The sequence below is a fragment of the Paenibacillus sp. SC116 genome (assembly GCF_024733555.1).
Classification (GTDB): domain Bacteria; phylum Bacillota; class Bacilli; order Paenibacillales; family Paenibacillaceae; genus Paenibacillus_B.
Window position 1 is genome coordinate 1,187,657 of record NZ_JANIOF010000001.1, and the last position, 15,101, is coordinate 1,202,757.

The window sequence follows — 15,101 nt, forward strand, 5'->3', positions numbered from 1 at the left end:
ACTTTCTCCGCATGTATGCTGCTTGACACTTCCTCTTCATCAAGCTAAGATTGAATTATACTGACCGATCGTTCTAATTAATGGAGGATACTTATTCATGGCACGTCGAACTGCGGAAGAAGCCGAACAGACCAAGCAAGCAATAGCTGCTGCTGCAAAACAGCTATTTATTCAACAAGGATACCAAGCCACTTCAATGGAGCAGATTCGCGCAACATCTGGCATGAGTAAAGGCAGCATTTACTATCATTTCAAAAGTAAAGAGCAGCTGTTTATGTACTTGCTTGAGTTAAATATGGTGGATTGGATCTATAAATGCACCGAACGATTCAAAGTTGCTTCAACCGCGACTGAGAAGCTGTATACAATCGCACATCATTTCGCCCATGATTTTGAAAATCCGTTGATGCAAGCATCGATGGAATTTTCCGGGACAAAAGGTGCAGATCCTGAAGTAATCGAGAAAATTGTGGAAATGTCCAAGTTCCCGCTTCCGCTCATTCTTGATGTTATTCAAGAAGGGATAAGACTGAATGAATTCGCTGAGGATGATCCAGAAAAGCTGGCTCTATTGCTGTACAGCATTTTAGGCGGATTGGGCATCATTCAATTTGATAATTATTCGCTTGAAGAAATTGAATCGATACATCGCAAGGCGATCGATGTGTTCCTTAATGGTATTCGCGCATAACATATAGGATGAAATAGATGGATGAACAGATCCATCTTTATTTTCACCCATTATTAAACCGGACAGTCAGTATATTTTAATGTAGGGGGATTATGAATCATGTCTAGCACCGCTACGCCTGTAGCAACTCCACCGTCTTTGTGGACCAATCGAGTTTTCCTAATCGTAGCCTCTGCTGATTTACTCCAGCAAATTGGCATATGGGTCCGCAATATGGCACTTCTATTTGCAGTGACTGAAATGACGAATGGCAATGCAGTAGCCATTTCCTTGCTCACTGTATTTGAAATGGCGCCGATATTTATCTTTTCGTTAATTGGTGGCGTATTCGCCGATCGCTGGAATCCGAAATGGACCGTTGTTATCGGCGATTTGCTTAGTGCCTTATCGATCGTCGTCATCATGCTCTGTCTCGCATCGGGCATTTGGCAAGCTGTATTTTTGGCCACCGTTGTGTCAGCAATTGTAAGTCAATTTTCAGTACCTTCTTCTTCCGTAATATTCAAACGTCACGTTCCAGAATCTCAAGTTCCAACCGCAATCGGGATTACGCAAGGACTCAGTTCCATATTCGTCATCGTCGGTCCCATTATCGGTACCAGCTTGTACACAATGCTAGGGCTGCAAGGTTCCTTGATCGTACTATGCTGCATTTTCACACTGGCAGCACTTATTCAACTTGCACTTCCCTCCTTTAAACGAGAGAAGAAAGAGCCAACACCCGTATTGGAAGATATTAAAGCAGGCATTGCCTATGTATGGTCACACTCCAGCCTACGTCTGTTAACACTTACGCAAATTGTAATCAGTCTTGGAGTCGGCTTAATTCAGCCTCTTGAAATATTCATCGTAACAGAACGACTCGGACTGCCTAAAGAATCGCTGCCTTGGATAACAACGGCTGCAGGTGTTGGATTGTTCGTCGGCATTAGCATCGCCTCAGCATGTGGAACATTTATTCAGAAGCATCGCAAAATTATTTTTGCAGTTGCTATATTAGGATTAGCCATATCGTTAGTCATTGAGGGATGGTCTACGATCTTATGGTTAACTCTGAGCATACGATTTCTAAGTGGTTTGCTGCTTGCTGCGCTGCAAGTTATTTTGAGTACATGGTTCATCCAGTTTGTAGACGAGAATTATATCGGACGTGTAAACGGAATTACGATGCCGCTGTATACTGCAGGTATAATGATCGCTTCCGCGATGGCTGGATTTCTTAAAGAACAATTTTCACTTGTCGCTGTCTTCACACTTTCAGGTATCGTGGTCGCCTTAAGTGCTTGGCTGAGCCTTTATATTAACTTATCTTTAGCCAAGCAACCTGCCAAAGAAGCGGAAAACGTGGAAGTTGGTAAATCTTTAAGCACAGCGAAGTGATTGTATCACATACCCACGAGTCTGATTTTGTACAAAGCAACAAGGCACAAATAAAAGAAGCATCCTCCTTCACTAACAAATAGTGAATCGGGATGCTTCTTTCGTCTGACGACGCTTGCTCCAACATACTTGATGCAACGAGCAGCAGTATCGCAAATCGTTTATTTAAAGGTGATTTCCAGCCTAAGCTTTAATTGCTTCCTCAATAATTGCAACGACAAGCTCAGTTGTCTTCACCAAATCAGACGTATGAATATGTTCATTTGTCGTATGGATATCTTTGTAGCCAACCGCGAGGTTAACTGTAGGTACACCATGACCATTGAAAATATTTGCATCGCTTCCGCCACCGGAATGGAACACACTTGTCTTCACGCCAATTTTCTCATTCGCACGAGCAACCAGTTTCACAACTTCATCTTCTTCTGTAAAGTTGAATGCTGGGTACATCACTTCACTTGTGAATTGAGCACGAGCACCGTACTCCGTAGCTGCTGATTCAAGAGCTTCCTTCATTGCAGCAGTTTGCTTGTCCATCTTATCTTGAACGATACTTCTTGCTTCAGCTGTAAGCTTCACATAATCGCAAACGATGTTCGTTGCGCCGCCACCTTCGAAGCGACCGATGTTCGCTGTCGTCTCGTGATCGATGCGACCGAGCGGCATACGGGCTACAGCCTTACCTGCCACCTGAATTGCGCTGATTCCATCTTCAGGGTTAACGCCAGCATGTGCAGACTTCCCGAAAATCTCCATTGTAACTTTCGCCTGTGTTGGTGCAGCAACTGCGATGGAACCGATCTCACCGTTTGAATCCAACGCATAACCCAAGTCAGCCTTCAAGAGAGATGCATCCATAACACGAGCACCGTTCAAGCCAGATTCTTCTCCAACCGTAATGACGAATTGAATTTGACCATGTGCTTGCCCAGATTCTTGAACCACACGAATCGCTTCGAACATAGCAGCAAGACCTGCTTTGTCATCCGCACCAAGAATAGTTGTGCCATCGCTGCGAATCATGCCATCCGCATCGATAACAGGCTTAATACCTTTACCAGGCGTAACGGTATCCATATGCGAAGTGAAGAAAATACGCTTCGCCTGCTCTTGCCCTTCTGATGCTGGCCACGTTACAATAAGGTTACCAGCGCCATGTCCAGACTTCTCTTGAGTATCATCTTCATATACGTCAAGTCCTAGTTCGCTGAACTGTTTTTTTAACAAATCACAGATTTCACGCTCATAGCGTGTTTCACTATCTACTTGAACCAATTGCAAGAAATGTTGTACTAATCGCTCTTGTTGTACCATCGTATCTTTCCTCCATACTCATTTTTCGTTAAAATAAAAAGTATATCATTGATTTAGAGAGAAAGGAGTGCCGTCCTATGCAATCCAAACGTTGGTTTAAGATCATTGTCTACGTCATGCTCATCGCTATGATCGCTTCTACTTTAATCTTCCTTATTGAGCCAATATTATATGGTCTATAAGATATCGCTTTGAGAAGTTCCCAAACACCATTCGGTTCGATCATATAGAATCGTTTAGGCAGGACGAGCCTAGTTGCTAATTGTCCACACATGTTTGCTTGTACCTACGGATGAAGCCATGCTATCAGCATGGCTTTCAACGTGTTATGTTATGAGACAGAATGATGAATGATCTCAGGATATCCGAACACATTCATAAAATGAGGAAGCAATTCCTGCCCTACCTGCTCTACCGTAAAGGTTAGACCTGTTACATCTTCTAATGACGTTACTCCGAATTGTTGAATGCCACACGGAACGATTCCGGTAAATCCAGTATGCTGAATTCCTTGCTTAATATTAAAAGCAAACCCATGACTCGTAATGAATCCTCTGCGACTTCTACATTTGTTGAACTTAACTCCTATCGCTGCAATCTTTTCATTGCCGACCCATACACCAGTAAAATCTGGTTTGCGATCCCCAACGATACCATAAGAAGCAAGATACTGTATCATCATTTCTTCCAAATTTCTTAAGTATCCATGCAGGTCCAAGCGTGGACCTTCAAGCAGCAGCATGGGATACCCAACGAGTTGACCTGGCCCATGATACGTAATATCACCACCACGATCAATTTCGTAAACAGAAATCCCCTGTTTCTCCAACTGTTCGGCGGATAAGAGCAAATGCTCAGGGTTACGCTGTGAACCAATCGTATAGGTTGGCGGATGCTCCAGCAAGAACAATGTATCATTCGCTAACCCTTTATCGATCTGCTTTACAATGTCTTTCTGCATATCCCATGCTTGCTTATAATCCATTTTTCCATAGGTATGTAGGTGCAGCGCCTGAGTGTTAGTCGTATCCAAACTGATCTGATCCTGCTGTCTGTTTATCATGCTATCACTCTTTCTTCTCTGACATCCTACTCTAGTATACCACGGAATGAATCAATCAATATAATTTCGTATCTGAATTATAGCTTTCCAAATTTTCTTTTACACGTTGTAGGAATCGTCCACAAATGACTCCATCCAAAATACGATGATCAAGAGACAAACACATATTCGCCATCGATCGAACCGCAATCATATCATTAATAACAACCGGACGCTTCACAATTGATTCAAATGTAAGAATTGCAGCTTGCGGATAGTTAATAATCGGATAGGATTGAATGGAACCAAATGAACCCGTATTGTTGAACGTAAATGTTCCGCCTTGCATGTCATCCAAGGTCAATTTGCCTTCACGTGTACGGCGTGCTAAGTCGTCTATTTCTCTAGCAAGACCTGCAATGTTTTTCTGATCCGCTTTTTTAATAACCGGAACCATAACAGAATCTTCTGTACCAACCGACAACGAAATATTCACGTCACGCTTCACAATAATCTTATCAACGGCCCATACCGAATTCATAATTGGATAATCTTTAATCGCATTTACAACTGCTTTAAGTACAAATGCCAAATAAGTCAGATTGACGCCTTCTTTACGTCGGAATTCATCTTTCCACTTATTGCGTAGCTCCACCAAGTTTGTCACATCAACTTCAATCATTGTCCACGCATGTGGGATTTCAGAGACACTCTGGCGCATGCGAGTTGCAATGGTATTACGAATTGGCGTTACATCGATAAAGCGCTCACCATCGCCTACAGTCTGCGGTCTCTCCACATCAATATGCGGCACTCGCGGAGATTCCGATAAGTGCAGACCCGAACTGCGAACTGGTAAACTAACTGAACTTGCATCGGCAACCACGCCTTGATCAAAATTAGTCAATTGTTCTTCGTTCCGCTGGTGCTGCAATTGACTATTTTTCGGTTCTATTGGCACAACTGCAGACAAACCGGCCTGTGTAACGTTTACGCCCTGCCTCAATGCTTCTTGCGTCACATTGCCACGAAGCTCAATAAATTGCAAGACGTCCTTACGCGTAATGCGGCCACCAAGACCTGATCCTTGAACATTGGTCAAATCAACATCATATTCACTTGCCAGCCGCTGTACAGCAGGTGATAAACGAGCACGCATAGGGGCATTCTCGTGGTTATATTGCATACCAACCTGTTCGGCAATAGACTTAAGCTTGTCTGCTGTAACTGCTGTAGAATTAGAAATCGACGCAGTATGCTGCACTGCAGCCACACTTGCTGCCCCTGTTCCATTCGCAACCTTTTCGCCTGCTCCAACTTCTACAGATGAAGTATCGACTTTCGCACCTGAAAGATACGTACAAATGACTTTACCTACTTCAACCACATCGCCCTCATGCACGAGATGCATACCCATAACCCCATTTTCCGTAGCGGGAATCTCGGCGACGACTTTCTCCGTAAACACTTCACATATCGGTTCATAAGCTTCAAACGCTTCGCCAGGCTGCTTCAACCACTTATTGAGTGTCGCAGATACGAGGGATTCCGCAAGCTGCGGCATCGTAATCTCTTTCGTTAATCCATTGTCTGACATCGATCACTTCACTCCCGTCTTTCTTTCGACTTTCTCACATTTAGTATTGAGCGAGCTTTCGCATCGCTTCTTTGAGCTTGTCTTTATTCAACATAAACTCCCGCTCTAACGGAGGACTGATTGGCATCGCCGGAACGTCAGGGCCACATAGACGCATAATCGGAGCATCCAGTTCATGCAGCAATTCCTCAGCAATAATCGCAGCTACTTCGGCACCAATACCCCCGGTCTTATTGTCCTCATGAACGATCAGTACTTTTCCTGTCTTCGCCACCGCTTCTAAAATGCCTTCCTTATCAAGCGGCTGCAGTGTGCGAAGATCGAGAATATGAGCGCTAATGCCTTCCGATACCAATTCTTCAGCAGCCTGCATAGCAAAGTGAAGCGGCAAGCTGTAGCCAATAACAGTAATGTCCTCTCCTTCACGAATGACATTGGATTTGCCAATCGGAACGATATAATCGGTTTCTGGCACTTCGCCTTTGATCATGCGATAGCACTTTTTATTTTCAAAGAAAATAACGGGATCAGGATCACGAATTGCCGCCTTAAGCAACCCTTTCGCATCATATGCCGAATATGGCGCAACAATTTTCAAGCCCGGTGTTCCAAAGAACACTGATTCTGGACACTGGGAGTGATATAGTCCGCCAAATATACCTCCGCCAATCGGTGCTCGAAACACAACAGGACAGTTCCAGTCATTATTTGAGCGATAACGAATCTTCGCTGCTTCGCTAATAATTTGATTCGCTGCCGGGAACATAAAGTCTGAATACTGCATTTCAGCGATTGGCTTCATACCAACCATTGCAGCCCCAATCGCCACTCCAGCAATCGCAGACTCAGCTAATGGAGTATCCAATGCGCGAGCCTCTCCAAATTGCTCGTACAGCCCTTTCGTTGTTGTAAAGACACCGCCTTTTACCCCAACATCTTCGCCCAGCACGAACACTTCAGGATCGCGCTCCATTTCCTCTTTCATTGCCAAGCGAATGGCATCAATATATTCAATAACGGCCATTGGACGCTCCTCCTTCCGATTCAGCATACACATGCGTATAAGTTTCATCAGGATGAGGATAAGGAGCTTCCTCCGCATAAGCCGTAGCTTCGTTGATAATCGCTAACAATTCTTTCACTAAAGCCTCATCTTGAGCTTCTGACCATATACCGCAATCGATCAAATACTGCTTAAAACGAGGAAGTCCGTCATTCGCGCGATGCTGCTCTACTTCTTCCTTCGTCCGATACGCAAGATCGTTATCCGAAGTGGAATGCGGCTGCAATCGATACATGACAGATTCAATAAGTGTCGGTCCCTCGCCGCGAATAGCACGCTCGCGCGCTTCCTTCACGACTCTATATACTTCTAGTGGATCTGTTCCATCAACACGCACGCCCGGGAAACCATAGCCTGCTGCCCGATCGCTTATTTTTCCAGCCGTTTGCTTCGATAGAGGCACAGAAATCGCGTATTGATTGTTCTGACACATAATAATAACGGGCAGACGATGAACGCCAGCAAAGTTGCAGCCTTCATGGAAATCTCCCTGATTACTCGATCCTTCGCCGAAGGTTACATACGATACGATATCCTGCTTGCGCATTTTAGCAGCCAACGCAATGCCTACGGCATGCGGCACTTGCGTGGTAACTGGGCTTGAACCCGTCACAATGCGATGACGCTTCGATCCGAAGTGACCCGGCATCTGACGTCCTCCGCTGCTAATATCTTCCGCCTTTGCAAATATAGAGAGCATCAAATCCTTTACCGTCAGACCTACCGATAGTACAAACCCATAATCACGGTAATACGGCAGGAAGTAATCCCTCTCCCGATCCAAGGCAAATGCTGCTGCAACTTGCGTCATTTCTTGGCCGATTCCCGATACATGGAATCCTACTTTGCCAGCGCGCTGCAGGAGTAAGCCCCTTTCGTCGTATTTGCGTGCAAGTACCATCATACGATACATCTCCAAAGCTTGATCATCCGAGATTCCTAGCTGCTCATGGCGTGAACGCTCACGAACCGTTACATCTGGTGTCATGGAGTGATCCCCCTTTTCCACATGTCCTAATCGCGTTAACTTACATGTAACTACAAAAGTTGTCATCAACATCTAATACCAGGTACTAATTTTCTGGTTAGCTGTATTATACCCTCTTGCTGAGCAAAAAGAAAATGTTAAACGTCATATCGTTACGATGACAATTGCGATGACTTACAAAAAGAAACGCCTCTACTCTTCCCTAGATCAACCCATCACATCATCAATAGAAGGTTAGAATGTGTGGGGTTTTACAGGATATGAGATCGACCTTGTACAGCTAACATTGCTTCCTGTACGGCTTCTGACAAAGAAGGATGCGGATGGATTACTTGTCCAATCTCCCATGGGGTACCATCCAAGAGCTGAGCTACTGCAGCTTCACTGATAAGCTCAGTCGCGTGAGGGCCAATCATATGAACACCCAGCACATCATTCGTTGTTTGATCGGCAATCACTTTGACAAATCCACCTGTCTCACCATATACAAGCGCTTTACCAATCGCTTGGAAAGGAATTTTTCCAACTTTAACATCATGACCAGCAGCACGAGCCTCTGCTTCCGTGAGACCAATTGAAGCCGTTTCCGGTCTTGCATATACACAGCGCGGTATCATTCGTGGTTGCGGTGCCATGTTGTTGTGCCCACTCAAATGCTCCACCGCAGCTATTCCTTCTGCTGATGCTGCATGCGCAAGCTGCAGTCCGCCAATACAGTCACCAATTGCATAGATATGTGGTTCATTGGTTTGCAAATGTTCATTCACTCGAATAACGCCGTTTTCAACTTGGACATTCGTCTGCTCCAGACCAAGCTTCTCCACATTAGCTACACGACCAACCGACACAAGCATACGATCTACTTGCAGATGAATCGTCTCTTCCGCACAGGTCGCCAAAATATCCATCCCAGCTTCATCCTTGCGAATACCTTCCGCATCAATGGCACATTTCGTAAAGATCGTGACGCCTCGATCTGTAAGCTGCTTATACATTTCTCTAGCAACATCTTCGTCTTCGAAAGGAAGAATCCGATCACCCGCTTCTATCACGGTCACTTCAACGCCAAAATCCACCATCATCGATGCCCACTCTATACCAATCACACCACCACCAACGATTGCGATACGCTGAGGCAGCGTGTCCCATTCAAGAGCCTCATCGCTCGTGAATACGTACTGCCCATCAGCTTCTAAGCCGTGCAGCACTCGTGGTCGAGACCCTGTTGCAATAATAAGATATTTCGGTACAACCGTCTCCGACTCACCATTTTCCAGTTCAACAGCAACCGAGCCGCTTTGCGGTGAAAATATGGAGGGACCCATGACACGCCCATTACCATGTATCACCTCAATTTTATGCTTGTTCATCAAATATTGAACACCTCGGTGCAACTGCTCCACAATTCCTTGTTTACGAGCTTGCACTTCATCAAATTGCAACTTCACCCCTTCTGTATGCACGCCAAACTGAGCACTTTCCTTAGCTAGCGCATATACTTCTGCACTGCGAAGCAGCGCCTTACTCGGAATGCAACCACGATGGAGGCAAGTACCTCCCAACTGCTGCTTCTCTATCACTACAACATGATGACCTGCCTGCGCCGCTGCAATTGCAGCTACATAGCCACCTGTTCCTCCACCAATAATGGCAACGTCTACTTGCTTTGTCATGAAACTTTTCACTCCTCTTTTGTATCTTGGTGATATTGTAACTCCTTTTTACGCTCCAGCCAATTCTATAACCAACCGAACAAGTATCCTCTACTAAAAAAATATGATAAAAAAGCAAGATTAGACATATTTCCATACTCAAGGTAAGATGAAGCGAGAGCAGAAAAATATGTAAATGACACATATATCCCTTATAAAGGAATGAGAATCAGCGATGGCAAATGCGAATGTTAAATTAACAATCTCTCGTTTTATTGCGATTATGATGCTAGTAATACCTGGAGTGCTCGCAACTGCTGGATTTTTGTACATGAAAGATGCCATTTATCAATATATCGTAGACAAAGGAAATCCCACATTAACCGATATATCATTCGGATGGTTGCCCTTCTTAGGGGGTCTATTCCTCTTTGCAATAGGGGTGGGGTTTATTGGGGGTTGGATCTTTTTCCGCGATCGGAAACATAACTATGTTGCACCCCGTTTCCGTGAAAAGAAACCTCGCGGACCCCGTCCAGACTTTCGTCAGCAAGCAACACGTTCCGAGTACAGTTCTGGAGATAACCACTCTGCTGAAGCAAACGGATCAAACACGAAGTAATCATTCATTGATTTTTTGCGGTTATACAAACCGTTAACCTCTATAAATAAAGAAGGAAGTTCGCAGCATACGCCGCGGACTTCCTTCTTTATTTCGTTTAAATTAACAAAATATACCACAGGCTATCCCCCTGCTTCTGGAGGAACAGCTCCTTCAGGTCCTTCACCAATACCCGGGAATAACCCCGTATCTTCTAACGCTTCGAACAAACCAATATTCTCTTCGTTCAAAAATTCGGGTCGAATGCCAAATTTCCCGAAATCACCTGCTAAAATAACTTGAACGGTTTTATTTCGATTTATGATAACCGTCTCGACAATAAGCCAATCTTTTAGTATCGCTGCCAGAAGGACCGCCTTCTGCAACGTGATCGGAGGAATCGGCGGAGGTTTGTTCGGACACCCCTTACCATCTGGACCTGGGGGATAAGGACCCTTTCCTCCCCCTTCATTGTTGTGTAAGTAAGCTTCCTTCTGCCTACGACCATTGTGTTGATCCCGACGACTTCTCCGATATGGGTGCTGTTTACGACGCCTATTCATAGGAAGCCGCCTTTCTCATTCGTCTAGGCCCAGTGCTAACGACAGCACTTCATACAGTATAGTATCCAGTTGCCTAATTGGTGAAAGACAGTTTGTTAGCTTGAATGTCGTTTCTGTTCTGTGATTACGTTTCGTGTGCGACTCCACTTCTCGTAAAACAGACGCTTGTCTCGCGTAAAGAAGTTCACAATGAGGTGAAGCACGAGTAGTCCGCCAATACCAAAGTACGCGAAAAACAACACCAAGTGCATAAGCGGAGGTATCGTTACAAAGCTGAGTATCCATCCAAATACGTAACTATATCCAAACAAAACAGAATACAACAGCCCATATCGAATGAAAAGCGATCTCGCTGTAATCGTCCGGCCATGTGGATTGGCTTGCAATCGATCATCCACCACATGTATTCGTGTTATCCATTTCCCTACTGTCCGACCATTACTTATTGCAGGAATAATAACAAAGTAAATAAGTACACCGACGATGCTGATGATGGCATATAAAAACCAATCGATAACCGTATCCGTCCTTGTAAATATTATGTTGCGGTAGACCGTAATGCCTATTCCGAACGTAACGATCCCTGTAAGAACCGTATAAAAAAAGGAATCGATAAGAAAGGCAATGAACCTGCGTACATAACCAACTGTCATTTGAGAAAGCTTAACATCCTCATCCAACTTCTCAGTCCGAGGCAAAAAGAAGGTAAGGAGCGGCGTAATGAAATAGCCGATTAGGCCACCGGAAGTATTTAATACAAAATCATCGACATCGAATAAACGATAAGGACAATCAAATATACCAAACAATCCTGTAATTTGCGTAACCTCGAACAAAATTGCCGCACCAAAAGCTATGCAGCCCGTTTGAAATGCCGTCCGTTTGAAGTAATACCTTGCGTATACCCCGATTGGAATCGTAAGAAATACGTTAAAGATGGCTTGTAAAAAAGCTCTCTCTTTCAAGAGCATCAAGTAGGTGCTTGGTTGTGCAAAATTAGTCTGTGTTTGATTCACAATTTCCGAAAGAAATGTAAAGGGAATTAATTGGGAATACGTCCAAAATGAGCCTTCACGAATACAGTTATCAGTACTGCTTGGAAACGGTAAAATGACTAAAAAGTAAGCCGATATCATGTACAGCAGCATGGAATAGAGCACCGCAGCGCGAAGTTTGTTTACGTATCCATACTTGCGATACTGCACAATAAGAAATGGTAGGGTTAACGCTAGCGCAATGAACGGAAAAAACAACGCTGCATCCATTAGGGGTTTTACATAAGCTTGCATACGAGCAATTACCTTCTTTCTCTCTCAGGTACTTTGTTACCCATTAAAAATATACTTCATCAACACATGCGTAAAAGAACTAGAAATACGAGTAAAGTCTAGCGATTATACAAAGAATTTATAAGATTATATATTAGCGGATTTAACCTATATTTCGCAACAAAAGTAACTAAAAATTATTAATACAAGTAAATGTTTATGACTTTAGTCACAAAAAAACGCATGCACAATGTATTCACATTGTACATGCGGATAATAGATGTGCCTGGACGAAGGCCATAGAGTGAACCGGTATTAGCTCTTACGACGCTAGGATGTGTAATCACAACACAACACTTTTGGAAGTGACAATCTGTTACCTCAACTCCCAGCCCCCTGATATTTATGAATACCGCGATGCCAGATGAAAATGGTAAGCATTAAGAATAGCGGTCCCACAATAGGCACAAGCAGTAATGCGGAATTCTCTTCTTTCTGTAATAAATATAGCGCAGGAAAATAATTAATAAAGGCAAGCGGCATCATCCATGTTAAAACAACCTGGATTACAGCGGTATAGGCGGAAAGCGGATAATTGATGACATCTTTTATTTTGAAATATAAATCGCCCATGAACTGTGACTTCATAAAATACAAGCTCCAACTGCCAATTAATATCAATCCCCCCGCCTGCAGCATAGAGCCGCTTAGCAAGGTAAACAAAAAATAGATAGATTCAAAGATTCCCCATTGCACGCTTAAGTTGCCTAACGACCATATTAAGAGAGCAGCAGAAATCAGAATATGCGCGATATAGCCAAAGTTAAAGAAGCTCGCGAGCAAATAGCTAAAGGGATTGATAGGCTTAATTAAATATTTATCCAGATCCCCTTTTATAATAAGTTGTTCCAAACTCAACATTGGTGTGTATGTAAATGAAGCCCCAATCGCATACGTTAGCACATTGATGCTAATGAGGAACGCCATTTCTGGCCAAGCCCAGCCCTCAATTGTAGTAAATCGATTCAGAAGCAGCCATACAATTAAATAATTGGCAGCATATCCGAGTATTTGGCCAACCATTCCAAGCAAGAAGTCAGCCCGATATTCCATCCGCGTCCGCATGATTATTTTTAGAAAATGAAAAAACAGTTTAACTGACACGTTACCACCCCATTATTAACCGCCTTGTACGATTAACCGTTTAATGGCCTTCCACCACAATAAATTGACTGCAAGCAGTAAAATAGCGACCCACCCACATCCTTGGAGCAATGTTAGGTACGGCTGATCTATTTTCCCTAAATAAATAGCAGATGGAACATATCCTAAATACTGAAACGGAAGCATATAGGCAAGTTTCGCCCAAAATGGATTAAAGAACCAGATTGGAACAAAAACGCCTGAGAAAATGGTCATTAAGGCACCTAGTGTCCAATTCAATGCAAATGTAGTAAGAAACCAAAAAGCAATAAGCGCAACCAAATAACCAATAAGGAACGATATGATCATAGCCAACAATAAACTAATTAGAAAAGGAAGTAGGTTCGAAGCATCTGGAAGTTGAACACCGAATAGCAATAGAGCGATTAGTATAGAAGGAACAACATTAAATAGTAATTGAAAACCAACCGTTCCTAATTGTTCAAAAAATAAGTACCAAGGATAGCTGATCGGCTTCTGCAAATCCGAACAAATATCACCTGACTGTAATTTGGAATCTATGGATTGATATACGTTAGTCATAAGCAAGTTCATGACGGATGTTGTAATTACAGAGTACGTAATCATTTCACTTATATTTATCGTATGCGAAGGAGAGCTAGCTGCAAGTGACTTCCATATCGAGATTTGGATGAACATGATGACGATGTTCCCGAAAATTCGCAGCCATACCTCAGAACGATAGCTCATATGTTTGGAAAAGGATTTGCCGCAGTACGCCAAGTATGCTCTCATTGTCATCACACTCTAATTTTCGAATTTTGATTCAAGTTCACGAAAGCTTTATGTATAATCTCTTCAATGCTCATATCCTCAATCGAAATATCTTTAATTTGCTCTACATTAGGGATGCTCATAATAGAACGCATAAGCGAATGTTCTTCTCCGTCGTGATGTATAAATTCAAATTTTTTACGTACACCTTCATCACGAATCAGTTGAGCATTCGGAAATACAATTGGTCCAGGATCAGCATGAAATTCGATCGTAACCTGTTTATTGACTCCGCCAATTTCCTGCTTCAAATGATGAACATCGCCATCAAACACTGCCTTGCCGTGATTCACGATAATAATGCGATCACAAATTTCTTCAATGTCTTTCAGATCATGAGTTGTCAGCATGATAGCTACATTCGTCTCTTGATTCACTTGGCGTAAGAATGTGCGGATATTATGTTTAGCGATTACGTCCAACCCAATCGTCGGTTCGTCTAGAAAAAGAATCTCGGGATTGTGCAGAAGTGCTAACGCTATCTCAGCTCGCATTCGTTGTCCCAAGCTCAACTGCCTAACAGGCTTATTCACAAAGCTCCCCATATCCAGCAGTTCAACATATTGCTTCACCCTGCTGCTATAATCACCATCGCTAATGTTGTAAATATGCTTATGCAGCTCAAAAGAGTCTAATACAGGCAAGTCCCACCACAATTGACTTCGCTGCCCGAATACGACCCCAAGCTTCTTCGCTATTTCTTGGCGATGACGATAAGGTATCTTCCCATCTACGTGAATGTCACCTGATGTTGGGACAAGGATGCCTGTTAGCATCTTAATCATCGTAGACTTGCCAGCCCCATTCGGTCCTAAGTAGCCAACTGATTCGCCGGATTCAATGCTGAACGATATCCCATCGACAGCTTTCGTATACACATATTCACTGCTGAATAGAGACTTAATCAAGCCAAACGGGCCTATAAACCGCTTGTTCGTGCGATA

15 protein-coding genes are annotated in these 15,101 nt (G+C 43.5%); 4 read left to right on the top strand and 11 right to left on the bottom strand.

Annotated elements, in window-relative coordinates; genetic code table 11:
• Nucleotides 1-97: 97 nt before the first annotated feature.
• The gene (locus tag NQ117_RS04980; protein ID WP_258276877.1) at nt 98-691 is read left to right on the top strand and encodes a TetR/AcrR family transcriptional regulator; all 594 of its coding nucleotides are present in this window, start codon (nt 98-100) and stop codon (nt 689-691) included.
• Between the two features lie 99 nt (nt 692-790).
• The gene (locus tag NQ117_RS04985) at nt 791-2,071 is read left to right on the top strand and encodes an MFS transporter (RefSeq protein WP_258276878.1); all 1,281 of its coding nucleotides are present in this window, start codon (nt 791-793) and stop codon (nt 2,069-2,071) included.
• A 183-nt stretch (nt 2,072-2,254) separates the two neighbouring features.
• On the opposite strand, the gene NQ117_RS04990 is transcribed toward NQ117_RS04985, so the two are convergent.
• A complete protein-coding gene (locus tag NQ117_RS04990) occupies nt 2,255-3,385 on the bottom strand; it encodes a M20/M25/M40 family metallo-hydrolase (RefSeq protein WP_258276879.1) in 1,131 nt (376 codons plus the stop codon).
• Between the two features lie 77 nt (nt 3,386-3,462).
• Here NQ117_RS04990 and prli42 point away from each other — a divergent pair, with 77 nt between their 5' ends.
• Entirely contained in the window at nt 3,463-3,567 is a 105-nt protein-coding gene (gene prli42, locus NQ117_RS04995; protein WP_144988652.1) for a stressosome-associated protein Prli42, read from the top strand.
• 149 nt (nt 3,568-3,716) lie between these two features.
• Here prli42 and lipB read toward each other — a convergent pair whose 3' ends face one another.
• The 5 genes from lipB to lpdA form a co-directional block, all read right to left on the bottom strand.
• On the bottom strand, nt 3,717-4,448 hold the full coding sequence (gene lipB / locus NQ117_RS05000) for a lipoyl(octanoyl) transferase LipB (RefSeq protein ID WP_258276880.1): 732 nt from the start codon (nt 4,446-4,448) through the stop codon (nt 3,717-3,719).
• Between the two features lie 55 nt (nt 4,449-4,503).
• Nucleotides 4,504-6,024 (bottom strand): dihydrolipoamide acetyltransferase family protein, encoded by a 1,521-nt coding sequence (locus NQ117_RS05005; protein ID WP_258276881.1) that lies wholly within the window; start codon nt 6,022-6,024, stop codon nt 4,504-4,506.
• 40 nt (nt 6,025-6,064) lie between these two features.
• Entirely contained in the window at nt 6,065-7,048 is a 984-nt protein-coding gene (locus tag NQ117_RS05010) for an alpha-ketoacid dehydrogenase subunit beta (protein ID WP_258276882.1), read from the bottom strand.
• Nucleotides 7,035-8,075, bottom strand: coding sequence for a thiamine pyrophosphate-dependent dehydrogenase E1 component subunit alpha (locus tag NQ117_RS05015; RefSeq protein WP_258276883.1), 1,041 nt, complete (start codon nt 8,073-8,075; stop codon nt 7,035-7,037). Before NQ117_RS05015 ends, NQ117_RS05010 begins: the two co-directional genes overlap by 14 nt.
• A 251-nt stretch (nt 8,076-8,326) precedes the next feature.
• Entirely contained in the window at nt 8,327-9,748 is a 1,422-nt protein-coding gene (lpdA, locus tag NQ117_RS05020) for a dihydrolipoyl dehydrogenase (protein WP_258276884.1), read from the bottom strand.
• A gap of 214 nt (nt 9,749-9,962) precedes the next feature.
• On the opposite strand from lpdA, the gene NQ117_RS05025 reads away from it, so the two are divergent.
• On the top strand, nt 9,963-10,349 hold the full coding sequence (locus NQ117_RS05025; protein ID WP_258276885.1) for a DUF2627 domain-containing protein: 387 nt from the start codon (nt 9,963-9,965) through the stop codon (nt 10,347-10,349).
• A gap of 122 nt (nt 10,350-10,471) precedes the next feature.
• Here NQ117_RS05025 and NQ117_RS05030 read toward each other — a convergent pair whose 3' ends face one another.
• From NQ117_RS05030 to NQ117_RS05050, 5 genes are all read right to left on the bottom strand, one after another.
• Nucleotides 10,472-10,891, bottom strand: coding sequence for a hypothetical protein (locus tag NQ117_RS05030; protein ID WP_258276886.1), 420 nt, complete (start codon nt 10,889-10,891; stop codon nt 10,472-10,474).
• Between the two features lie 95 nt (nt 10,892-10,986).
• Nucleotides 10,987-12,180 (bottom strand): VanZ family protein, encoded by a 1,194-nt coding sequence (locus NQ117_RS05035; RefSeq protein ID WP_258276887.1) that lies wholly within the window; start codon nt 12,178-12,180, stop codon nt 10,987-10,989.
• A gap of 360 nt (nt 12,181-12,540) precedes the next feature.
• A complete protein-coding gene (locus NQ117_RS05040) occupies nt 12,541-13,323 on the bottom strand; it encodes an ABC transporter permease (protein WP_258276888.1) in 783 nt (260 codons plus the stop codon).
• Between the two features lie 15 nt (nt 13,324-13,338).
• Complete coding sequence (locus NQ117_RS05045; RefSeq protein ID WP_258276889.1) at nt 13,339-14,118, bottom strand: ABC transporter permease; 780 nt, start codon at nt 14,116-14,118, stop codon at nt 13,339-13,341.
• 5 nt (nt 14,119-14,123) lie between these two features.
• Nucleotides 14,124-15,101: ABC transporter ATP-binding protein (locus tag NQ117_RS05050; RefSeq protein ID WP_258276890.1), on the bottom strand; the 978-nt coding region annotated here is incomplete at its 5' end.